Origin of the sequence: Ruminococcus sp. NATIVEDY160, assembly GCF_045819885.1 — a bacterium.
Taxonomy (GTDB): Bacteria; Bacillota; Clostridia; order Oscillospirales; family Acutalibacteraceae; genus Ruminococcoides.
On sequence record NZ_CP162391.1, the window covers coordinates 732,201 to 753,937 of the forward strand.

Sequence of the window (21,737 nt, forward strand, 5' to 3'; positions counted from 1 at the left end):
ATTTTTTCGGTCTGATTTTATGCAATACTGCTAAAGATAAAGTTTTTTTATCAAATATTTGCATTTCCATTGACAATTTGCCAAAAAAATCATATAATAATTCTGTTACGTCTGTAAGTCTGCGCCCGTAACAGGGTTGTTTTTTTCTTACAGACAATTATATTACGGAGGTTCAAAAGGCATGAAAAGAGTTCCAAAGCCGGTGTTCTTCATTGTTGCTTTGCTGATACTTGCCTTTTCGTTTACTGCGATTTTCGGAGTATCCTATTACACAGGTGACAACAAAAACACAGTACTCAAGGGTATCGGCGACATTCGATGGGGAATCGACATCAGGGGCGGTGTTGAGGCGACATTTAAGCCTGCCAACAACTACGACGCTACCGATGAACAGCTGGAATCGGCAAAATCCATCATTGAGCTTCGTATGATTTCACAGGGCATCACAGACTACGAGCTATACGCTGACAGAAACAGCGACAGAATCATCGTTCGTTTCCCCTGGAAGTCAGACGAAACAGAATTCAACGCGGTAAACGCGATTGAGGAAATCTCCTCGACCGCAAATCTTACCTTCCGTCCCGGTAAGTCCTACGAGTCAACTGACGTAGGCTCCGACGGAGAGTACATCTACAAGACTCCTACGGGAGATACCGCGACAGTTCTCATGGACGGCTCGGCCGTTGAGAAGGCAGAGGCGCAGTACTATCAGGACGACAGCGGTAAGGCGCAGTATGTTGTAAGCCTTACTCTCAACGAAGAGGGCGCCAAGACCTTCCAGGAAATCACCACTACCTACTTAAACCAGACTGTCTCCATCTGGATGGACGACATTATGCTTTCCGCTCCTACCGTTCAGGCGACAATCACTGACGGCAAGGCGCAGATTTCAGGCAGCTTCACCGCTAAGCAGGCAACAGAGCTCGCTCAGAAGATCAACGCGGGCGCGCTTCCCTTCCAGCTTGAAACCGCCAACTACGGCAACATTTCAGCTACTCTCGGTGAAAACGCCCTTACGGCAATGGCATACGCGGCGGTTGTCGCCTTTATCCTCATTGCTCTGATCATGATTATTTTCTACCGTCTCCCCGGTTTTGTAGCGATCATCGCTCTTATCGGTCAGATGGGTCTTACCGTTGCGGCGGTTTCGGGTTATTTCCCCGCGTTCCCGTCCTTTACCATGACACTGCCCGGTATCGCGGGTATGATCCTCTCCATCGGTATGGGCGTTGACTGTAACGTTATTACTGCGGAGCGTATCAAGGAAGAGCTGCGCGGCGGCAGAACGCTCGACGGCGCTCTCGACAAGGGTTCCAAGAACTCGCTCTCAGCGATCGTCGACGGTAACATGACCGTTGTAATCGTATCTATCATTCTTATGCTGGTATTCGGACCGTCCAACATTCTTTCCTTCATCTTCGGCGAGTCCACTACAGGTACCATCTACGCGTTCGGTTATACACTGCTCGTCGGTGTAATTTCCAACTTCATCATGGGTATCTTCTTCTCAAGACTGATGCTCAGAAGCATTGCAGGTATCAAGCCTCTGCGCAAAAATTGGTTGTTTGGAGGTGCGAAAGATGAAAAATGATGTTCAGACCAAGACTGACGTTCAGATGACCGAACAGGAGGTCAGCGAGAAGTTCAACCGCGGCAGAAAGGTTATCGACTTTGTCGGCAGCAAGAAGATCTTCTTCGGTGTTTCGCTCGGAATCATGCTGATTGGTATCATCTGCAACTTCATTTTCGGCACCACCCTCGACATTCAGTTCTCGGGCGGCGCGACCCTTACCTTCAGCTACACCTCTGACGAGGAGCACCCCATCGACCAGAACGCCCTTTATGATTTTATCCAGGAAAAGACAACCGATAAGATCACAACCTCGTTCTCTGAGGATCTGATGGGCAACACAGGCAAGAACGTATCCGTACAGTTCTCGGGCAACGACTCCATCGAGACCGATATTCAGAAGAACCTCGAGAAGGATCTTCAGGCTCAGTATCCCGACAATAACTTCATCACACTTGAGGCGAACTCGGTTGACGCTTCCATGGGCTTCAGCTTCCTGCTCAAGTGTCTTGCGGCGGTAGCTCTCGCGAGCATTCTGATGGTTCTCTATGTAACCATCCGCTTCAAGAAAATCGGCGGTCTTTCCGCAGGCGTCATGGCTCTGGTAGCTCTGTTCCACGACGTAGCGATGATTTACTTCCTCTACGTTATCTTCCAGATGCCTATCGACTCAAACTTCATCGCGGTTGTACTCATGATTCTCGGTTACTCACTGAACGATACCATCGTTATTTACGACCGTGTCCGTGAGGAGAGAAAACTCATGGGCAGAAGAACAGACGTCGGCACCGTATTCAACGTTTCTGCGACAAAGACGCTCAAGCGTACAATCATGACCTCTGTCACCACCCTGACAGCGATTATGACCGTTTACGTACTCGCGACGATCTTCAATATCTCCTCGGTTAAGGGCTTCGCTCTTCCGATGATGATCGGTGTAGTTTCAGGCTGTTATTCCTCAATCTGCATCGCAGGTCCTCTCTGGGTTATGTGGCAGAACCACAAGGCAAAGAAGAAGGCCGCAAAATAATAATATTAAAAAACGGAGAGGCTTGTTTTCAAGTCTCTCCTTTTTGTTTACAGGATATTTTCGGCGTACGGGTACTCGCTGTCCTTTATGGACGCGAGCGCCCTTTTTGTTTTCTCGCTTTCCGAGAAGTACATATCGGGGTTGCCGCTTTCAATGTGCGATTTCATCTGAGCGATGCCAAGTCCTATGCCGTCCACATAGTCGTGAATCAGCAAAGCGTCGATTCCGTGAGCGCTGTCCGTCCACTCGTCGTTCAATCGAGTGCATTCCGTGAGAGCGTTCTCGAAATCGTCGCGCAGCATATAGCCGTCTATTCTGTCAATCGTTTCGGTGTAGCTGTCCACGCTGCTGCTGATGTAAGCTGTTTCGATTACAGCGCCTATTGCGCAGGCTGCGAGAAGGGCTAGGGAGATTATTATACGCTTCATGAAACCTCCTTTGCGATCAGGTTGTATTTGCCGTTTCCGTCGAGGGTGAGGATAAAGACCTCGCTTAGCTTTGCATTATTCTCTTGCAGAATATTATCGACCTGCATACGGCTGCCGCTGCACAGCTTCAAGCCGTCGTCGAGCAGCTCTCCGTCGCAGACCACCACAGCCTCCAGCTTTTTGTCGTCAATTGTAACACCCAGATCCTGAGCGGTCGGCACGCGGTTCTGAGGCTTCTCAAGAACGCTGATTGAGCCGTTCGTTTCCACAATGCAGTACTGCACCTCGTCGATTGAAAATATATCCTGCTGCCTGAGCTGTGCGAATAAGTCCTCGGCGCTCATTCTCAGACGCTTGAGCTGCTTTTGCAGGAGCTTTCCGTCCTCGATTACCACGACAGGGTTGCCGCAGATCAGGCGGCGGAACAGGCGGCTCTTCATCATCAGCGCGCTCGCAGCGATTTCGAGCGACACCAGAACAAGCACGGGGATAACGCCGCTGAGCAAGGGCTGCGAGGTGTTCTGCATCGGGAGAGAGGCAATATCCGATACCACCAGAGTCACCACAAGCTCGCTCGGCTGCATATCGCTGATTTGCCGCTTTCCCATCAGGCGGATCGCGAGAATAATAAATACGTAAAGGATCACCGTTCGTAGAATTGAAATAATCATTATATCACCAAGCCTATTATCTGCAAAATTGCTCTGTATATTCGCGGGGTTTTTGCTTAGGTTAATAATGGTGATTGTATGAATTATTCTATAAACGAAATAAAGCTCAGTCTGCAAAGTCAGTTTGACGATTCCGCCGACCTTAATGTGCGCGTTTTTACACTGAAATCCGCTCTGAAGATTCAGGCGGCGGTGATAACCATGGAAGGCCTCGTCGATAAGGAACAGCTCTCCCAGAGCGTTCTCAATCCGCTTCTGACCTTTGACTACGGCGCGCGCGACTCTGCCGCCGTGTCTGTTACTGCGTATTCCTCGGTGATGGCATCGTCCGATGTGATTAAGCTCAGCTCGGCTGACGAGATCGTGACCTACATCACCTCGGGATTCGCTGTGCTGATGATTGACGGGGCAGAGGAGCTTTACGCCGTCGGCGTTCAGGGCTACAGCTTCCGCGGAGTCAGCGAGCCTGAGAGCGAGGTTGTACAGCGCGGCTCACGCGAGGGCTTTACCGAGCCGCTGCGCGTCAATATGTCGATGATTCGTCGGCGAATGAAAACGCCCGACCTCAAGTTTGAGCAGATGACCGTCGGTACTGACAGCAAAACACAGCTGATGATTTGTTATCTGCAATCTCAGGTTTCGCTCGACTTGCTCAACAAGCTGAAAAACCGCCTTTCCGGCTGCAATCTCGAAACCGTTCTCGCCTCGGGATACCTTTCTGACTATCTCGAGGACAACGGCTCGGGCAGTCTTTTTTCGGGAGTCGGTATATCCGAAAGACCCGATACGGTCTGCGGCAAGCTGACCGAGGGCAGGATCGCGATTATAGTCGACGGCACTCCTGCCGTGATGATCGTTCCGCACCTCTTTGTCGAGGAGTTCCAGAGCGTCGACGACTACTCAAACCGCACCTACTATGCCGCCTTTATCCGCCTGATGAAGTACCTCTCGTTCTTCGTCTCGGTATTTCTTCCCGGACTGTACGTCGCGCTCGCGCAGTTTCACCCCGAGTATTTCCCGACGTGGCTGCTGATCAATACCTCCGAATCCCTCGCTCAGACTCCGTTTCCCGTGACCGCCGAGGTGCTCGCGATAACGGTGGTGTACGAGATAATGAAGGAAGCCGGTCTGCGGATACCGAAATCCCTCGGTCACGCGGTCAGCATAGTCGGCGCGCTCGTAATCGGTGACAGCGCGGTCAACGCGGGTATAATCAGCGCGTCGACGCTGATGGTTGTCGCCACCGCCGCGATATGCGGCTATGTGACGTCGCCTCTCTATCCGCCGATAATGATGCTTCGCATGCTGTTTATCGTCGTCGGCGGCTTCACGGGACTGTGGGGAATAACTCTCGCGACGGCGGTTGTGCTCATCGGAATGTGTGCCAAGACCTCCCTCGGTGTGCCGTACCTGTCCTCACTGTCGCCGTTTTCGCTGAGAAGAATGCGGGATGTATTTATCCGCGCAGGCTGGCGGCAGCTCTCGAAGCACACGATCCGTGTCCAGAAGTTCCCCGAGACGGAGGTGCAAGATGCAAACAGAGGTTAAGTTTTCGTCCAAGCGTTTTCTGCTCGCTTTACTCCTGTGCGCGTGCTCGGTAATTCTTTTGCAGAATAATGATTTGTCGCCGAACGCTTCGTTCACCTTCAACGCAATCTGCATCGCGGCAGGACTTGCGGTCTGTTTTTTGTTTTTCCTTCCTTCGCTCATACTCAAAAAGCAAACCGATTCCGACGTGCTCACGCTCGCGCGGAGGTTCACGCCAAAGCTGAGGATTCCTATAGCGATTTTTTACGCGCTGTATTTTGTCTATGCCGCGCTGTATTTCCTGCTGCCGTATATCGATATGTTCCACACGAAGTATTTTCCCGAGGTCACGCCGTGCCTGATAACGTTTATCATGCTTCTAGGCTGCGCTTACGCCGCATGCAAGGGCGTGAACGTGATCTCGCGGTTCGGCATATTTCTCTTTCTGTTTGCGCTGCTGACAAATATCCTGATGTTCGGCGGCAGCCTGTCCGAGCTTGATTTCAGCCACTACAGCTTTGAATTGAACGGCGAATTCAACGCGTTCATGCAGAATACGCTTTACTTTGTCACGCCGTCATTTATAGCTGTGATCTTCGCCTGCTGCTCGGGTGTGACTCGGAATTTCCGTTTCCGCCAGCCTGTGTTTACCCTGATTTTCACGGGATTAAAGTACGCGGCGGTCATTTTCTTCGTCTGGTTCGCTCTGGGAGACTACGTCGGCAGACAGACCTATCCTGCCTTTGTGCTTTCGCGCGTTGCGCACTTCGGGCCGTTCGCCGGAATCGAGAGCTTTTATCTCGCTCTCTCGACAATGTCGGTGTTTATGATAGTGTCGCTGTTTTTATGCTGTATCTCGCGCGGCACGTGCAGTGACGGCAACCGGAAATGCGTGCTGATTTTCACTCTTATCATCTTCGCTCTCTATGTCACTGCGACATATATTAATTCTGTAAAAGAAATATTAGCCAATCCGATACCGCTGCTTCTGCTGACCTTTGTTGCGGCGGTAATGCTGCCTGCGGCGTATATTTTTGTTGGGAGGAAGTCAAATGCGAAGGGGAATTAGCATATTATTAACTGTCGCTGCCGCCGTCATGCTTTCTGGCTGCAACAATTCTCGTCAGATCGAAACCGCGTCGATTATCAAGAATGTCAGCGTCGACCGCCGCGGCGGACAGGTGGTTTACACCTTCTACCGACTGTCGAGCAGCGAAAAGCCGTGGGGTATAGACGTGCCGGCGGACTCGTTTGAACAGGCGTGTGCGCTCGCGAGAGAGCAGTATATCCCGAACCTGTCGCTTGCGAAGCTCGAGCTGCTGATGCTCAGCGAGGACGTGTACAGACAGGTAATGCAGGACGACGTGGATTATATCTCGACACAAGCGTCATTCTCGCCGATTGCCTATGTCACACTCTGCGACGACGGCGCGATTGAGAGGATAAAGGAGACAAACAGGACGCAGAGTCTTATAGAGGAGCAGTTAATTCTCTTAAAGAAAAATAACCCTTCAGTGAATATAAATTACCTCTCGATTTTCAACAATTTTGCCCGAAGGGGAGAGGACAGCTTCACGGTGCCGTTTATTAGTTCTGAAAAAGAATTAAAAGTCAGCGAATTTGAGATTGACCGTGAGAAAATGAAAAAAACTGCGAAATAATTGTAAAAAATTTTATGAAAGGACTTTATCTCAGCCGCGTTTTGTTGTATAATATAACTTAATTGTATAGTGACTATTTATACCCATTTTTCGAAAGGCGGCGGCAGTATGTCTGAATTTTCAGTACCCTTATCCGAGCTTGTTGAGCGGCTCGGTCTTGACAAGGTTTATATCGCGGACAACTATGAGCAAACCAAGATTTCAACAGTCGAAATCAACCGTCCGGGCTTGGAGCTGACGGGTTATTTCGAGTTTTTTGACAACAAGAGGATCCAGGTGCTCGGCAATACGGAGTTTGCCTATCTCGGACGCTTTGGCTCCGAGGCTCAGAAAATGGTAATTGAATCCATTTTCAGTTTCGGCCCGCCCGCGGTAATTATTTGCCGCCATATCGAACCGACAAACGTAATTCTCGAGAGCGCGAAGCTCCACAAGGTGTCGATTTTCGCCACAGATGAAAATACTTCCGATCTGACGGCCCGCCTTGTACAGTACCTGAACCGCGAGCTCGCCCCTAGAATCACCCGTCACGGCGTGCTCGTTGAGGTATACGGCGAAGGCTGCCTGCTGATCGGCGACAGCGGCGTAGGTAAGAGCGAAACAGCGATCGAGCTGATAAAGCGCGGCCACCGTCTTGTCGCGGACGACGCGGTCGAGATCCTGCGCACAAACGTCAATACGCTTATCGGTCAGTCGCCCCAGAATATCCGCCATTTCATCGAGCTGCGCGGCATAGGTATCATCAACGCGCGTCAGCTCTTCGGCATGGGCGCTATCAAGACCCAGGAAAAAATCGACATGGTCGTCAGTCTTGAACTGTGGGACAATTCCAAGGTATACGATCGCATGGGACTTGACAACGAGGTCATGCGTATTCTCGGAGTAGAGGTGCCGGCGCTCACAATTCCCGTAAAGCCCGGCCGAAACTTGGCGGTTATCATCGAGGTTGCCGCCATGAACAACAGGCAGAAGAAGATGGGCTACAACGCCGCGCAGGACTTGCTCGTCAATCTCGGCATGGATCTCTCGGCAATGCCCGCGCCCGGAAAAACCGTAGTCGACACATGGGAATAAGTTTTAAGGAGTAATATGAACAGATCTGATATTATATATGACCTTGCGATGCTCCTCGGCTGTGAGGCGCGCAAGAACGAACCTCTCAACAGGCACACAACCTTTAAAATCGGCGGCAACGCCGACGTTTACATAAAGGTCGGCACGCTCAGCAAGCTCAGCGCGATCCTCAAGGAATGCCGCGAGTCCGACGTCGATTACCTGATCCTCGGCAATGGCAGCAACGTCCTCGCCTCGGACGAGGGTTTCAGCGGAGTTGTGATCCGCCTTGACGGCGACTTCCGCAGGATCTCGCTAGTTGACGACAACACGATCTACTGCGGCGCAGGTGCGAGCCTCGCTTCATTGTGCAAGTTTGCCCTGAAATGCGGACTTACGGGACTGGAGTTCGGCTGGGGTATTCCCGGTTCGGTCGGCGGCGCGGTGTTCATGAACGCGGGCGCATACGGCGGCGAGATGAAGGATGTTATTTTCAGCGTTTCACACATCGACCCGAGCGGCGGCATAGGCAGGATCGAGCGCGATGACCTCGAGCTCGGCTACCGCACCAGTATTTACCGCAGAAACAACTGCATAATAACGGGCGTTACCCTCAAGATGCAGAAAGGCGAGCCCGACGAGATCCGCGCGAAGATGGACGACTTCCTCGGCAGAAGAAGCGACAAGCAGCCTCTCGAGTACCCGAGCGCAGGAAGTGTTTTCAAGCGTCCCGAGGGAGCTTTTGCAGGCGCGCTGATTGAACAGTGCGGACTCAAGGGCAAAAGACACGGCGGCGCACAGGTAAGCGAGAAGCACGCGGGATTTATCATCAACGCCGGCAACGCGACCGCACACGACGTAAAGTCACTTATCCGTGAGGTTCAGACCGAGGTAGCCGACAAAACAGGCTATACTCTCGAATGTGAGTTAATTATTTTATAAAGGGATCCGTATGGAATTTGTAATTATTTCGGGTATGTCGGGCGCGGGAAAGACCTCCGCTCTCCACGTCCTCGAGGACATTGGTTACTATTGCGTCGACAATATACCGTCGTCGCTGCTCCAGACTTTATACAATCTATGCCGTAGCTCCTCTGACGAGGGCATGAAGCGCGTCGCGGTTGTTGTTGACGTGCGCGGCAATGAAAACTACAAGCAGATGGCAGCCGAAATCGAGGAATTCAAGAACGAGAACGCAGGCGCGAAGCTACTGTTTCTTGACGCGAAAAGCGACGTGCTAATTCTCCGCTACAAGGAAACGCGCAGAAAGCATCCGCTCGCTGACAAAATCAGCGAAGGCTCTGTTTCCGAGGCGGTCGAGCGCGAGGTAACTCTGCTCTCATCTGTTAAGAAGCTTGCCGACTTCATGGTGGACACCACAAAGATGTCCAACAAGCAGCTGCGCGAGCGCGTTATGTCGATGTTCATGGAGGACACCTCTCAGGGCATCACACTGACCTTCATGTCCTTCGGCTTCAAGTACGGAATCCCGCTCGAGGCTGACACGATTTTTGACGTGCGCTGTCTGCCTAATCCCTTTTACATTCCCGAGCTTAAACCGCTCACGGGAATGAACAAGGAGGTCTTTGATTACGTGACCGAGAGCGAGGACACTCTGGGCTTTGTCAATCACAGCCTTGGACTGCTCGACTACGCAGTGCCGCTCTATCTCAAGGAGGGCAAGAGCGAGCTGGTTGTCGGAATCGGCTGTACCGGCGGAAAGCACCGCAGCGTCACCGTTGCGCGCATTTTTGAGACCCACTTCCGCGAGCTGGGCTACCGCTGCGTAATCCAGCACCGCGATATCGATAAATAAGGTGCGATATGTCATTCTCATCAGAAGTAAAAAAGGAGCTTTGCCGCACCGAGAGCTTTGACCGCGACGTATTGCGCGCGGAGCTTTACGGAATGCTGCTCTTCGGCAAAGTCTTTCGCGACAACCAGATAGTATTTACGACAGAGAGCTCTCACGCCGCGCGTCGGATAACAATGCTGCTCGAAAACCTCTTTATGCCTATCATCGAGAAGCAGACGGCGCTCCGCCCGAAGTCAGACGAAATGAAGCTCTACCGCATATCGCTGATTGACAGCGGCGAGTGCAGGCGAGTGTTCGAGTCCTTCGGCCACAGCGCAGGAGAGGTCACTCTAAGAGTTAACCGCGCGAACGTCTCGAGCGACGAACAGTCGGCGGCGTTCGTCAGGGGAGTATTTCTCAGCTGCGGTTCGGCGTCAGACCCGATGAAGAGCTACCACGCGGAGTTCTGTGTGCCGCACAAGAACCTCGCCTCCGATCTCAGCAACATTCTCCGTGAGGTCACAGAGTGCCGTTTCACGCCGAAAACGGTTATCCGAGGCGGCAACTACGTCGTCTATTTCAAGGGCAGCGAGCAGATCTGCGATTTGCTCACCTATATCGGAGCGCCCGTACAGGCGATGGAAATCATGGGCACCAAGGCTGTCAAGCAGGTGCGCAACAACATCAACCGCTCGGTCAATGGAGAGGTTGCCAATATCAGAAAAGTCGCTTCGGCTGCCACAAAGCAGCTTGAAGCTATAAATAAAATCAAACGGACGAGGGGTCTTGAGAGTCTGCCCGATGACCTCAGGGAGATCGCTTATCTCAGGCTCGAGAACCCCGAAATGTCGCTGCGTGATCTCGGCGCGAATTTGTCAACGCCGATAAGCCGCAGCGGAGCTAATCACAGAATGCAGCGCCTGATGGAATACGCGGGCGGGCAGGAGGACAACCATGGATAAAAAAATGACTTTTGAAGAGGCTAACCGTGCGCTTGAAGAAACTGTAAGTAAGCTTGAGAACGAATCCTCTTCGCTCGACGAGAGCATGGCTCTGTACGCCGAGGCGTGCGAGCTGCTCGCGTTCTGCGTCAATGCGCTCGACAACTACAAGGGACAGATCATGGATATCCATAAGAGAGTTATTGAGGGAAAGGAAGAGGAAAAATGAAAACCGATTACGCCAAACTGACAGAGCAGGCGCTGCTCGATTGTCTGCCCGGCCTCAATTGCCGTGAACGGGTGCTGATCGAATCGATGAAATACAGCCTCGAGGCAGGCGGCAAGCGCGTACGTCCGCAGCTTGTTTTTGAGTTTTCAAGACTCTGCGGCGGCAGCGACGACGCGGCGGCACCGTTTGCCTGCGCGGTCGAAATGATCCACACCTACTCGCTCATTCACGACGATTTGCCCTGCATGGACGACGACGATCTCCGCCGCGGCAAGCCCTCGAATCATAAGGTGTACGGTGAGGACATCGCGCTTCTGGCAGGCGACGCGCTTCTTACACTCGCATTTGAAACCCTCTCAAGCGACAGAGCGGCTATATTGTCGGGCAACAGAGCGTGCCGTCTTGCCGCCAAAACCCTTGCCGCCTACGCAGGCGCAAACGGTATGGTTGGCGGACAGGTCATCGACCTCAAGAGCGAGAACACGAACGCTCCGCTAGAGGTTCTGCGCGAGATGGACTACAAAAAGACCGCCTGTCTTATCAAGGCGGCGTGCGAGCTCGGATGCATCGCTGCAAACGCCGACGACGAACAGCGCAAGGCGGCTTCTCTCTACGGAGAATGCATCGGGATCGCCTTCCAGATTCAGGACGACATTCTCGACCGGACCTCCACAGACGCGGAACTAGGCAAGCCCGTCGGCAGCGATGTGGAAAACAGCAAATCAACCTATGTTTCGCTGCTCGGTATCGAGCGCTGCAGAGAGCTGGTGGACGAGCTTACTCAACAGGCTCTTGAGGCTCTCGGGGCGTTCAGAGCGGATACCACAGAGCTGAAAAATTTCGCGCTTGATCTCGCCAAGAGGACGAATTAATTCCTCAAAAGAATTATAAGGGAACGAGAAAAATGGGAGAGTATAAAATCCTGCCGGCGATACATTCCCCGAAGGACGTAAAGCGGCTTTCCGAGGAAGAGATTCCTCAGCTTTGCGCGGAAATCAGGGAAAAGCTCGTCGAGGTTGTATCTGTCAACGGAGGCCACCTGTCGCCGAATCTCGGCGTGGTTGAGCTGACTGTTGCGCTGCACCGCAGCTTCCGCTTCCCGAAGGACAGCATTGTCTGGGACGTCGGCCACCAGAGCTACACCCACAAGCTGCTCACGGGCAGATACGATAAATTTGACACATTACGGCTCAAGGACGGAATTTCGGGCTTCCCGAAAACCGAGGAGAGCATTTACGATGATTTTAATACAGGTCACAGCAGCACCTCTATCTCGGCGGCGTTCGGAATCGCCAATGCAAAGCTGCTCAGTGGCGACAACAGTCACACTATCGCTGTGATAGGCGACGGCTCGTTCACGGGCGGTCTTGCCTTTGAGGCGGTCAACAACGCCGGCCGTTTCAACAAGAATTTCATAGTGATTCTCAACGATAACAAAATGTCGATATCAAAGAACGTCGGGGCGTTTCCGCGTTATCTGACGACGGTGCGAATACAGCCGTGGTATATCCGCGTCAAGCGCGGAACCGAGAAGGTTCTCTCCAAGATACCGCTTGTCGGCAGGCTTGTGCGCGGTGTTCTGCGCCGCAGTAAATCGAGAATCAAGAATATGGTGTACAAAAATACGCTGTTTGATGATTTCGGATTTACCTATCTCGGCCCGATTGACGGACACAGCGTAGAGGAACTCGAAAACGCGTTCAGCGTCGCGAAAAAGGAAAACAAGGCTGTTCTGATCCACGTTGTCACCAAGAAGGGCAAGGGCTATCAGCCTGCCGAGAAGAGCCCGGGTGAGTTCCACGGCATCGGCAAGTTTGATATCGACTCGGGCGAGCCGCTATCCAGCCACAAGGGATTTTCGGCTGTTTTCGGCAAGACGCTCTGCGAGTTCGCCGAGGACGATTCAAAAATCTGCGCCATCACCGCTGCTATGACAGGTGGCACGGGGCTTACGGAATTCTCAAAGCAGTACAGGAACCGTTTCTTCGACGTAGGTATCGCCGAGGAGCACGCCGTCACCTTTGGCTGCGGCCTCGCCTCAAAGGGAATGCGGCCTGTTTTCGCGGTTTATTCTACCTTCCTGCAGCGCGCCTACGACCAGCTTATCCACGATGCGGCGCTCGGCAACAACCACCTCGTTCTCGCGGTTGACCGCGCGGGAATTGTCGGCAGCGACGGCGAGACTCATCAGGGCGTATTCGACGTTTCAATGCTCAATTCAATTCCGCAAACGACGATTTACTCTCCGACCTATTTCGATGGCTTAAAATCCGCGCTGAAATCAGCGATATATGTTGACGACGGACTTGTTTCCGTTCGCTATCCGCGCGGCGGCGAGCTTTACAGACCCGATGATTTTACGCACGAGAGCGTGGATTTTGACATTTACGGCAGCGAGGACTGCGATATGCTGATCGTCACCTACGGCAGACTTTTCTCCTACGCGCTGCGCGCAAAAGAGCGGCTTGCCAATGAGGGTATCGAGGTATGCATTCTAAAGCTGTGCCGCATAAAGCCCATAAACCGAAAGGCGATCGATTTTGCCGCGGGCTTCGGAAAGGTGTGGTTCTTCGAGGAGGGTATCCTCAACGGCGGCATCGCCCGTACCTTCTCGGATATGCTCAATCTGTGCGGCTTTGAAGGCAGCTACCATATTCGCGCTATCCGCGACGGCTTTGTAAAGCAGATGTCCGTCGACGAGGCGCTCCACATGCTCAGGCTTGATTCCGACGGCATGGTGGAAAACATCAAAAAAAGGAATTCTGTTCATGAAAAAAAGACTGGATATACTGGTATATGAAAAGGGCTTTGCCGAGAGCCGCGAGAAGGCAAAGGCGATAATCATGGCGGGCTTGGTCTACGCCGATAATCAGAAGGCGGACAAGTGCGGCACCTCTTATGACGAGAATGTCAGCCTAGAGGTGCGCGGCAGCGTACTTTCCTACGTAAGCAGGGGCGGTCTTAAACTCGAAAAGGCTATCAAAAACTTTGATCTCGACCTCAACGGAAAAATTGCAATGGACATAGGAGCCTCAACGGGCGGTTTTACCGACTGCATGCTCCAGAACGGCGCAAAGAAGGTATACTCGATCGACGTGGGTTACGGACAGCTCGCGTGGAAGCTACGCACCGACGAGCGCGTAGTAAATCTCGAGCGCACCAATATGCGCAAGGTCACCCGCGAGCAGGTGCCCGACGATATCAATTTCTTTTCCGTCGACGTGTCGTTCATTTCGCTCAGACTGATATTGCCCGTTGCGAGGGAGCTTCTCAGCGAAAATGCCGAGGCTGTGTGCCTGATAAAGCCGCAGTTTGAGGCGGGACGGGAAAAGGTCGGCAAGAAGGGCGTCGTCCGCGACCCTCAGGTACATATCGAGGTAGTCCGCGGTATTTATGACTTTGTCCTGCAAAACGGCTTTGACGTGCTCAATCTCGACTACTCGCCGATCAAAGGCCCCGAGGGAAACATCGAGTACCTCATTCATCTCAGAAAATCCGACGAACCGAAATCATACACAGAGGTCACTCCCGAGCAGCTTGTCGCAAGCTCTCACGCGGAGCTTGACAAATAGGAGCGACAATGAAAGCGGCTATTATTGTAAATCTCAGCAAGGAAAAGGCGATTTCCTGCGCCGAAAGGATAGTTGCGCTGATGCGTGAGCACGGCGCGTCCGTGGCGATGCCGATCGAGTGCAAGGGTCATTTCCGCTCGAGCAGCATTACATATTATTTTAGCTTAAGACAGCTTCTTGCTCACAGCGACGCGGCGATCACCGTCGGTGGTGACGGAACGATTATCCACGCGGCAAAGTACGCTGCTCAGACCGACACTCCGCTCATAGGCGTTAACGTCGGCAGGCTCGGCTTCGCGGCTGACGTTGAGACCGAGGAAATTGACAGTCTCGCGCGGCTTATCACGGGCGACTACAGTGTTGAGAACAGGCTTTTGCTAGATATTGAGGTCATCAAAGACGGAGTGTCACGGCATTATCTCGCCGTAAATGACGCTGTTGTGGCGCACGGACAGCTCTCAAAAATCATCGACCTCACTCTTTCGCTCGACGGCGAAGTGATTTCCAAGTACCGCGCCGACGGACTGCTTTTTTCAACACCCACAGGCTCCACGGCATATTCGCTTTCCGCGGGCGGCCCGATACTTTCGCCGCAGATGCGCTGTATTCTAATGACTCCCGTATGTCCGCACTCGCTGTTCTCACGTTCTGTGGTGTTTGAGGAGGACTCGCAGCTCACGGTAACGGTCAAGATCCCGCTAGACTGTTCCTGCGTTCTCACGGTGGACGGCGAGGAAAATATCGACATTCAGGAGAACGATTCCGTAATTATCCGCCGTTCGGAGCAGACCTTACGGCTTATGTCACTAAAAAAACGCAATTTCTATAAAAAACTCAACGAAAAACTCAAGGAGAGAGAGATAAAATGAAAAGCGGAAGACACGAAAAAATTCTTGAAATAATCGCGTCATCATCTATAGAAACCCAAGATGAACTGCTTGCTCGTCTCAGTCAGGCGGGCTACAAGGTAACTCAGGCGACGATTTCGAGGGACATCAAGGATTTGCGCCTTGTGAAAACCCTCGGAAGCGACGGCAAATACCGTTACAGCGCTTCTCACAGCAATTCGGCAGATATCCGCTCAAACTTCCTGCAGCTGTTCTCCACCTCTGTGCTGACTATCGACAGAGCGCAGAATATCGTGGTTGTCAAGACTCTCAGCGGCATGGCAAACGCCGTTTGTGCCGCTCTCGATTCCATAGGGAACAGCAATATTGTCGGAACCCTCGCGGGCGACGATACGATTTTTATTGCGTGCCGCAGCGACGAGAGCGCCGCAGAGCTGCTGGACTATCTTAAACAGCAGAAAAAATAAACCAACAGAGATGATAACATGCTACAGACATTGTACATTGAGAATATCGCGGTTATTGAGAAGAGCGCGATCGATTTCAGCAGCGGCCTGAACGTCCTCACGGGCGAAACGGGCGCGGGCAAGAGTATTATCATCGACGCGATCAACGCTATCATGGGACAGCGAACCTCGCGCGAAATAATCCGCACAGGCGCTTCCTCGGCGTTCGTCAGCGCTCAGTTCGATAACGTGAATGCTGCCGTCCGTCGGAAGCTTGAGGGATTCGGCTTTGATTCAGATGAAGACGAGCTGCTTTTGCAGCGAACCCTCAGCGCGTCGGGCAAAAGCACCTGCAAAATCAACGGCAGACCCGCGACCGCCGCAATGCTCAGAGAAATCGCGGCGGGCTTGATAAATATACACGGCCAGCACGAGAGCTACGAGCTGTTTTCTCCCGAAACCCACATTGATTACATCGACCGCTACGGCAGACTGATACCCGCGCTCGAGGATTACAAGGAGAAGTACAAGAGATATTTAATTCTTCAGAAGAAATTAAACGAAGCTAATTCCGACGAGAGCAGCCGACTCAGCGAAATAGATTTGCTCAGCTTCCAGTCGAAGGAGCTTTTTGATGCTGACATTCAGATCGGCGAGGAGGAAGCTCTGGATTCGGAGCGTTCCGCGCTGATGAATTTCGAAAAGCTGTCATCGCTTCTCAACCGTGCACATATGCTTCTCAGCGGAGAGGACAACAGCGGCTGCGAGCTCGTCGATATGGCGGCGAACGCCATGCAGAACGCCGCGAATTACAGCGCCGATTATGAGGAAATCAGCAATACCCTCACCGACGTATACTACAATCTCCGCGATTGTGCAGAGCTTGTCAGCGACGCGCTCGACAACCTCGAGAGTGACCCCGAAAGGCTGGAGGAAATCGAGGAGAGGCTCGACCTGATCAACCGACTGACAAGAAAATATAATTGTACCGCCGACGAGCTGCCTGCGTTAGCCGAACAAATGCAGAGCCGTCTGGAGGAATTGCTGAACTATGACAGAAACCGCGACGAGCTGATTGCCGCCTGCAAAGCCGCAAGGGAAGAGGCTGAGCAGTCAGCGCTCGCGCTTAGCAATAATAGACGAAAGACCGCTGCGGAATTTGCCGAGAAGGTAAAGGCGGAAATGTCGTTTTTGAATATGCCAAATGTGGAGCTAGTCCCGTATTTCGAGGAATCAGCGCTCTCGCCAAAGGGCATGGACAAGATGGAGCTGTTGATTTCCGCAAACCCCGGTGAAACACCGCGTCCAGTCGCAAAAATCGCCTCGGGCGGCGAGCTTTCCCGAATGATGCTCGCGATAAAAACAGTCCTCGCGGGCACTGACACCGTTGATACCCTGATTTTCGACGAGGTAGATACGGGCATTTCGGGCTCTGCCGCCGAGAAGGTAGGCCTCAAGCTGCGCGAGGTATCGTCGGAGTGCCAGGTTCTCTGCGTTACCCATCAGGCGCAGATCGCCGCGCTTGCCGACCATCATTATTTGATAAAGAAACAGGTTGAGCAGGGAAGAACCTTCACCGAGGTTCAGCCGCTCGACTACGACGGCAGAGTAAACGAGCTCGCGAGAATCATCGGCGGAGTAAACATCACCGACGCGGCGCGTTCTCATGCCGAGGATATGCTGCATATACATGACCATTAAGAAAGGAAGCGCTGATTTTGAAGCTTTGGAAGGTTGCGCCGCTCGACAGGGAAAAGGCAAAGCAAATCGAGCATGAAAATCAAATACCGCCGCTGATTGCAATGCTGCTGCAAATCAGAGGTTTTTCTTCCCGCGACGAGGTGCAGGATTTTCTCAGTAACAACAGCGTTATTGCCGATCCGCTCGAAATCAAGGACATGGACAAGGCGTCCGAGCGCGTCAGACAGGCGATAGACAGCGGCGAGCTTATCTGTGTCTACGGCGATTACGACGCGGACGGCGTAACTTCAACCGCGCTTCTGTATTCGTATCTTGAAACGGTCGGAGCGAATGTCACCTACTATATTCCGTCGCGCGAGACCGAGGGCTACGGCATGAACAAAGCCGCCGTGGATTTGCTCGCCGAAAAGGGCGTGAAGCTGATTGTCACGGTTGACAACGGAATCGCCGCGAAGGAGGAGATCGCCCGCGCAAAGGAGCTGGGCATCGATACGGTCGTCACCGACCACCATATGCCGCTCTCGGAGTTGCCCGACGCAGTCGCGGTAGTTGATTTGCACCGAAAGGACTGTCCGAGTAAGTTCAAGAGTTTATCGGGCGTCGGGGTTGTATTCAAGCTGATTATGGCGCTCGAGGGCGAGTACTGCGACACCGATATGCTGCTCGACAACTACGCCGATATTCTCAGCCTCGGCACGATAGGCGACATAGTTGATCTGCGCGGTGAGAACCGCGTATTTGTAAAGCGCGGACTGGAGCGGATCAAGAACTCCGACCGCCCGGGAATCAGTGCGCTCGTCCAGGCCTCGGGAATAGGCGACAAGCCCCTGACAGCAGGCAGGGTGTCCTTCACCCTTGTGCCGCGCATAAACGCCGTCGGCAGGCTCGGTTCGTCGGGCAGATCCGTCAGCCTGCTTCTCACTGAGGATTACGACGAGGCGGTTGAGATCGCCCAGACGATGACCGACGATAACACCGAAAGGCGCGAAATCGAGAACAGTATAGTTTCTCAGATTGACGAAATGATAAGAAATAATCCCGCGCTTGCCCGCGACAGCGTTATCGTCCTCGACGGCGAGGGCTGGCACCAAGGCGTTGTCGGCATTGTCGCATCACGCGTCAAGGAAGCCTTCGGCAAGCCCGCGATCGTCATTTCCCGCGACGGAGAAAATGCGAAAGGTTCGGGCAGAAGCGTAGAGGGCTTTCCGCTGTGCGACGCAATTGCCGCCTGCGACGAGCTTCTTACTCACTACGGCGGACACCCTATGGCGGCAGGGCTTTCGCTCGAGAGCAAAAACATAGAATTATTCCGTAAAAGAATTAACAAATACGCCGCCGGTTTTCAGAAAATGCCGTATGATACGCTGAATATCGACTGCAAGCTCAATCCCGCCTATCTTGATCTGACGGCTATCAGTGAGCTTGAGTGCATGCAGCCCTACGGCGCGGGCAACCCCACGCCTGTATTCGGCTTTTATAAAATGACGATTGATAATATAATTCCTGTTGGGAATAATAAACATCTCCGTGTTCTTCTTTCACGAAACGGAGCGGGCATCGCCGCGATGTACTTCTTTGTTACTCCCGATGAATTCCCGTATTGCAGAGGCGATGTGGTTGACATTGCCGCGACGCTCGAGATCAACACCTACAACGGGCTCAGTTCTGTTGCCGTTTACATCAAGGATATAAAGTACAGCGACGTCGACAGCGAACGGATACTTAACGCCAACCGAGCGTTCGAGACCTTCATCAGCGGAAGGGAGCTTCCACAGTCGGTTCTTAAACGCCTGCTGCCGGAGCGCGATGATTTCGCGGCGGTTTACAGGTACCTCAGGAATAACGGCGGATACAGATATCCGATCGATACCTTGCCGCACCGTCTGGGAGGAAAAATCAACTTCGGCAGGATCCGCGTGATCCTCGAAGCGATGAAACAGCTTTCACTGATCAATTATACAGAGGGAATGGGCATTTCAAGCATCACCCTCAATCCGACAAGCGGCAAGGTTAGCCTTGAAGCCGCACCCGTCATAAAAGCGCTAAAGGAGGCGATACAGTGAGCAGATTTTCAAACGTAGCGCATTACCAGGACTATTCTGAGCTGGAGCACATTCTCGAAACCTCGAACAACAATTGCGATATGGAGAAAATACGCTCCGCTTATAGCTTTGCCGAGAAGTGTCACGGCGACCAGCGCAGGGTTTCGGGCATTCCGTACATTCTCCATCCAACCTCGGTTGCCTGCATTGTCGCGGAGCTCGGTATGGACACAGATACGATCTGCGGCGCGCTGCTGCACGACACGGTCGAGGATACCTACGTTACCTTAGAAGAGGTAGGCAGACGCTTCGGCGCTGATGTTGCCAAGCTCATTGACGGCGTAACCAAGATCTCAAAGATCCCGTATTCTTCGCGCGAGGAGCAGCAGGCTGAGAACATCAGAAAAATGCTTATCGCGATGGCGGACGATATCCGCGTCATTATCATAAAGCTCGCCGACAGACTGCACAATATGCGCACTATGGACTGTATGCCCGAGCAGAAGCGCAGGGATAAATCCCTCGAAAACATGCAGGTTTTCGCACCGATAGCGCACCGCCTCGGTATCAAGGCGATCAAAGACGAGCTTGAGGATCGTTCTTTGCAGTACCTCGACCCGATTGGCTACAGCGAAATCGAAAACACCCTTCTAATGAACGAGGAGGGCAGAGATAAGTTCATTGAGGAAATCAAGGCTCAGCTCCTTGCAAAGACGAAGGATACCATCAAGAACGTCTTTATCAGCGGCAGGGTCAAGAGCATCAACAGCATTTACCGCAAGACCTTCATGCGCGGTCAGAGCATCGACCAGATTTTTGATGTTTTCGCTGTCAGGGTCATCGTTGACAACGTATCCGACTGCTACAATGTTCTCGGCGTTGTGCACGATATCTTCAAGCCGATTCCGAACCGCTTCAAGGACTATATTTCGATGCCCAAGCCGAATATGTACCAGAGCCTTCACACAACCGTGCTCGACAAGAATGCAATTCCCTTCGAGGTGCAGATTCGCACCTGGGAAATGCACTACACCGCCGAATACGGAATCGCGGCTCACTGGAAATACAAGCTCGGTATGGACAAAAACGGCAAGGTCGAGGACAGGCTGCACAAGAATATCGAGAACGTCAGAAAGATGATTCTCGAGCAGCTCCAGACCGAGGACGCGACAGATATCGCGCGCAATATCCGCAACGACTTCGAGGAAAACGACGTTTACGTCTTTACTCCGAAGGGCGATGTTATGAGCCTGCCCAGAGGTTCAACGCCGATTGACCTCGCTTATCTTATACACACTCAGGTCGGCCACCGCATGGTCGGTGCTAAAATTAACAACAAAATCGTATCCATTGATTATAAGCTGCGCACGGGCGACATCTGCGAGATTCTCACCCAGAAGGAGGAGCATCCCAACCGCGCGTGGATCGATATATGCAAAACCGCGTCAGCCAAGTCCAAAATCAGACAGTGGTTCAAGCACGAGAAACGTGACGAGAACATTGTCGAGGGCAAGGCTATGATCGAACGCGAGTTCAAGCGTCAGGGAATGAACCTCACCGAAGAGGAGTACCCCGAGTTTTTTCGCAGCGTTTCCGTCAAAAAGCAGTACAATACGCTCGACGACTTCTACGCGGCAGTAGGCTACGGAGGTATCCAGCTCTGGAAAATCATGCCGCGTCTGCGCGAGGAGTATCAGAAAACCTACGCGAGCGACCTCGAGAGCATAACCGTACCGCCAGTTCCAGAAAAGCGCAGCAAGGCGAGCTCAGGAGTTATCATCGAGGGCAACGACGACGTTCTTGTTAAGTTCTCGAACTGCTGCAACCCGCTTCCGGGCGACGAGATTATCGGCTATATTACACGCGGCTACGGTGTGTCCATTCACAAGCGCACCTGCACCAACGTGCCGAAGGACATCTCGCAGTCCGAGGAACCCGAGCGCTGGGTAAGCTGCTTCTGGGAGGAGCAGGTCGACGAGGCGTTCCGCAGTACATTACAGATCACAGCTACCGATCGCTCGGGTCTGCTCGCGGACGTGACGGTCAAGCTGTCCACAATGCACATCAACATTCACACCCTCAATTCCCGCGAGGTCAAGAACAACAAGGCGGTTGTCACAGTGACAATCGACGTTATGGGACGAAACCACCTTCGCGGCGTAATATCCAGGCTTTCGGATATTAACGGCATTGAGGAGATCAAGAGATTATAGGATATATCAT

20 protein-coding genes are annotated in these 21,737 nt (G+C 52.6%); 18 read left to right on the plus strand and 2 right to left on the minus strand.

The features are described 5' to 3' along the window. Positions 1-181 precede the first annotated feature (181 nt). Positions 182-1,591, plus strand: a complete 1,410-nt coding sequence (gene secD, locus AB1I49_RS03510) for a protein translocase subunit SecD (protein ID WP_186834162.1) — start codon at positions 182-184, stop codon at positions 1,589-1,591. Beyond that, the gene (gene secF / locus AB1I49_RS03515) at positions 1,581-2,600 is read left to right on the plus strand and encodes a protein translocase subunit SecF (protein WP_316616901.1); all 1,020 of its coding nucleotides are present in this window, start codon (positions 1,581-1,583) and stop codon (positions 2,598-2,600) included. Before secD ends, secF begins: the two co-directional genes overlap by 11 nt. A 47-nt stretch (positions 2,601-2,647) precedes the next feature. Here the strand turns inward: secF and AB1I49_RS03520 are convergent, their stop codons facing one another. After that, positions 2,648-3,028: a DUF4363 family protein gene (locus AB1I49_RS03520; RefSeq protein ID WP_407721376.1), complete on the minus strand. Its 381-nt coding sequence runs from the start codon at positions 3,026-3,028 to the stop codon at positions 2,648-2,650. After that, positions 3,025-3,699, minus strand: a complete 675-nt coding sequence (locus AB1I49_RS03525) for a DUF421 domain-containing protein (RefSeq protein ID WP_201426567.1) — start codon at positions 3,697-3,699, stop codon at positions 3,025-3,027. The genes AB1I49_RS03520 and AB1I49_RS03525 overlap by 4 nt, the downstream gene beginning before the upstream one ends. 78 nt (positions 3,700-3,777) lie before the next feature. Between AB1I49_RS03525 and AB1I49_RS03530 the strand changes: the two genes are divergently transcribed. The 16 genes from AB1I49_RS03530 to AB1I49_RS03605 all read left to right on the plus strand — a co-directional run bounded on the left by AB1I49_RS03530 (position 3,778) and on the right by AB1I49_RS03605 (position 21,727). Next, positions 3,778-5,247 carry a spore germination protein gene (locus AB1I49_RS03530; RefSeq protein WP_407721378.1) on the plus strand — a complete coding sequence of 490 codons (1,470 nt, stop codon included), beginning with the start codon at positions 3,778-3,780 and terminating at the stop codon, positions 5,245-5,247. After that, entirely contained in the window at positions 5,231-6,295 is a 1,065-nt protein-coding gene (locus AB1I49_RS03535; protein WP_407721379.1) for a GerAB/ArcD/ProY family transporter, read from the plus strand. Before AB1I49_RS03530 ends, AB1I49_RS03535 begins: the two co-directional genes overlap by 17 nt. Then, entirely contained in the window at positions 6,279-6,887 is a 609-nt protein-coding gene (locus AB1I49_RS03540; RefSeq protein ID WP_316609430.1) for a Ger(x)C family spore germination protein, read from the plus strand. The genes AB1I49_RS03535 and AB1I49_RS03540 overlap by 17 nt, the downstream gene beginning before the upstream one ends. A gap of 108 nt (positions 6,888-6,995) precedes the next feature. Continuing rightward, entirely contained in the window at positions 6,996-7,961 is a 966-nt protein-coding gene (gene hprK / locus AB1I49_RS03545) for an HPr(Ser) kinase/phosphatase (RefSeq protein WP_186834155.1), read from the plus strand. Between the two features lie 15 nt (positions 7,962-7,976). Beyond that, positions 7,977-8,882, plus strand: a complete 906-nt coding sequence (murB, locus tag AB1I49_RS03550; RefSeq protein WP_186834154.1) for a UDP-N-acetylmuramate dehydrogenase — start codon at positions 7,977-7,979, stop codon at positions 8,880-8,882. 10 nt (positions 8,883-8,892) lie between these two features. Then, positions 8,893-9,756, plus strand: coding sequence for an RNase adapter RapZ (gene rapZ, locus AB1I49_RS03555; protein WP_186834153.1), 864 nt, complete (start codon positions 8,893-8,895; stop codon positions 9,754-9,756). An 8-nt stretch (positions 9,757-9,764) separates the two neighbouring features. Continuing rightward, a complete protein-coding gene (whiA, locus tag AB1I49_RS03560) occupies positions 9,765-10,697 on the plus strand; it encodes a DNA-binding protein WhiA (RefSeq protein WP_316611403.1) in 933 nt (310 codons plus the stop codon). After that, positions 10,690-10,905: an exodeoxyribonuclease VII small subunit gene (gene xseB, locus AB1I49_RS03565; protein WP_316611402.1), complete on the plus strand. Its 216-nt coding sequence runs from the start codon at positions 10,690-10,692 to the stop codon at positions 10,903-10,905. Before whiA ends, xseB begins: the two co-directional genes overlap by 8 nt. After that, on the plus strand, positions 10,902-11,777 hold the full coding sequence (locus AB1I49_RS03570) for a polyprenyl synthetase family protein (RefSeq protein WP_316611401.1): 876 nt from the start codon (positions 10,902-10,904) through the stop codon (positions 11,775-11,777). Before xseB ends, AB1I49_RS03570 begins: the two co-directional genes overlap by 4 nt. A 32-nt stretch (positions 11,778-11,809) precedes the next feature. Beyond that, positions 11,810-13,705, plus strand: coding sequence for a 1-deoxy-D-xylulose-5-phosphate synthase (dxs, locus tag AB1I49_RS03575; RefSeq protein WP_316609973.1), 1,896 nt, complete (start codon positions 11,810-11,812; stop codon positions 13,703-13,705). Continuing rightward, the gene (locus tag AB1I49_RS03580; protein WP_186834148.1) at positions 13,674-14,477 is read left to right on the plus strand and encodes a TlyA family RNA methyltransferase; all 804 of its coding nucleotides are present in this window, start codon (positions 13,674-13,676) and stop codon (positions 14,475-14,477) included. Before dxs ends, AB1I49_RS03580 begins: the two co-directional genes overlap by 32 nt. 8 nt (positions 14,478-14,485) lie before the next feature. Continuing rightward, the gene (locus tag AB1I49_RS03585) at positions 14,486-15,346 is read left to right on the plus strand and encodes an NAD(+)/NADH kinase (RefSeq protein WP_186834147.1); all 861 of its coding nucleotides are present in this window, start codon (positions 14,486-14,488) and stop codon (positions 15,344-15,346) included. After that, complete coding sequence (gene argR / locus AB1I49_RS03590) at positions 15,343-15,792, plus strand: arginine repressor (protein WP_316611399.1); 450 nt, start codon at positions 15,343-15,345, stop codon at positions 15,790-15,792. Before AB1I49_RS03585 ends, argR begins: the two co-directional genes overlap by 4 nt. 18 nt (positions 15,793-15,810) lie before the next feature. After that, positions 15,811-17,472 carry a DNA repair protein RecN gene (gene recN, locus AB1I49_RS03595; RefSeq protein WP_407721381.1) on the plus strand — a complete coding sequence of 554 codons (1,662 nt, stop codon included), beginning with the start codon at positions 15,811-15,813 and terminating at the stop codon, positions 17,470-17,472. A 17-nt stretch (positions 17,473-17,489) separates the two neighbouring features. Continuing rightward, on the plus strand, positions 17,490-19,535 hold the full coding sequence (recJ, locus tag AB1I49_RS03600) for a single-stranded-DNA-specific exonuclease RecJ (RefSeq protein ID WP_407721382.1): 2,046 nt from the start codon (positions 17,490-17,492) through the stop codon (positions 19,533-19,535). Further along, positions 19,532-21,727 carry a RelA/SpoT family protein gene (locus AB1I49_RS03605; RefSeq protein ID WP_186834144.1) on the plus strand — a complete coding sequence of 732 codons (2,196 nt, stop codon included), beginning with the start codon at positions 19,532-19,534 and terminating at the stop codon, positions 21,725-21,727. Before recJ ends, AB1I49_RS03605 begins: the two co-directional genes overlap by 4 nt. The last annotated feature ends 10 nt before the right edge of the window (positions 21,728-21,737 follow it).

Excerpts from the sequence above, each read along its gene's own strand:
- secD (WP_186834162.1), top strand. The coding sequence starts at position 182 with ATGAAAAGAGTTCCAAAGCCGGTGTTCTTCATTGTTGCTTTGCTGATA.
- secF (WP_316616901.1), top strand. The coding sequence starts at position 1,581 with ATGAAAAATGATGTTCAGACCAAGACTGACGTTCAGATGACCGAACAG.
- AB1I49_RS03520 (WP_407721376.1), bottom strand. The coding sequence starts at position 3,028 with ATGAAGCGTATAATAATCTCCCTAGCCCTTCTCGCAGCCTGCGCAATA.
- AB1I49_RS03525 (WP_201426567.1), bottom strand. The coding sequence starts at position 3,699 with ATGATTATTTCAATTCTACGAACGGTGATCCTTTACGTATTTATTATT.
- AB1I49_RS03530 (WP_407721378.1), top strand. The coding sequence starts at position 3,778 with ATGAATTATTCTATAAACGAAATAAAGCTCAGTCTGCAAAGTCAGTTT.
- AB1I49_RS03535 (WP_407721379.1), top strand. The coding sequence starts at position 5,231 with ATGCAAACAGAGGTTAAGTTTTCGTCCAAGCGTTTTCTGCTCGCTTTA.
- AB1I49_RS03540 (WP_316609430.1), top strand. The coding sequence starts at position 6,279 with ATGCGAAGGGGAATTAGCATATTATTAACTGTCGCTGCCGCCGTCATG.
- hprK (WP_186834155.1), top strand. The coding sequence starts at position 6,996 with ATGTCTGAATTTTCAGTACCCTTATCCGAGCTTGTTGAGCGGCTCGGT.
- murB (WP_186834154.1), top strand. The coding sequence starts at position 7,977 with ATGAACAGATCTGATATTATATATGACCTTGCGATGCTCCTCGGCTGT.
- rapZ (WP_186834153.1), top strand. The coding sequence starts at position 8,893 with ATGGAATTTGTAATTATTTCGGGTATGTCGGGCGCGGGAAAGACCTCC.
- whiA (WP_316611403.1), top strand. The coding sequence starts at position 9,765 with ATGTCATTCTCATCAGAAGTAAAAAAGGAGCTTTGCCGCACCGAGAGC.
- xseB (WP_316611402.1), top strand. The coding sequence starts at position 10,690 with ATGGATAAAAAAATGACTTTTGAAGAGGCTAACCGTGCGCTTGAAGAA.
- AB1I49_RS03570 (WP_316611401.1), top strand. The coding sequence starts at position 10,902 with ATGAAAACCGATTACGCCAAACTGACAGAGCAGGCGCTGCTCGATTGT.
- dxs (WP_316609973.1), top strand. The coding sequence starts at position 11,810 with ATGGGAGAGTATAAAATCCTGCCGGCGATACATTCCCCGAAGGACGTA.
- AB1I49_RS03580 (WP_186834148.1), top strand. The coding sequence starts at position 13,674 with ATGAAAAAAAGACTGGATATACTGGTATATGAAAAGGGCTTTGCCGAG.
- AB1I49_RS03585 (WP_186834147.1), top strand. The coding sequence starts at position 14,486 with ATGAAAGCGGCTATTATTGTAAATCTCAGCAAGGAAAAGGCGATTTCC.
- argR (WP_316611399.1), top strand. The coding sequence starts at position 15,343 with ATGAAAAGCGGAAGACACGAAAAAATTCTTGAAATAATCGCGTCATCA.
- recN (WP_407721381.1), top strand. The coding sequence starts at position 15,811 with ATGCTACAGACATTGTACATTGAGAATATCGCGGTTATTGAGAAGAGC.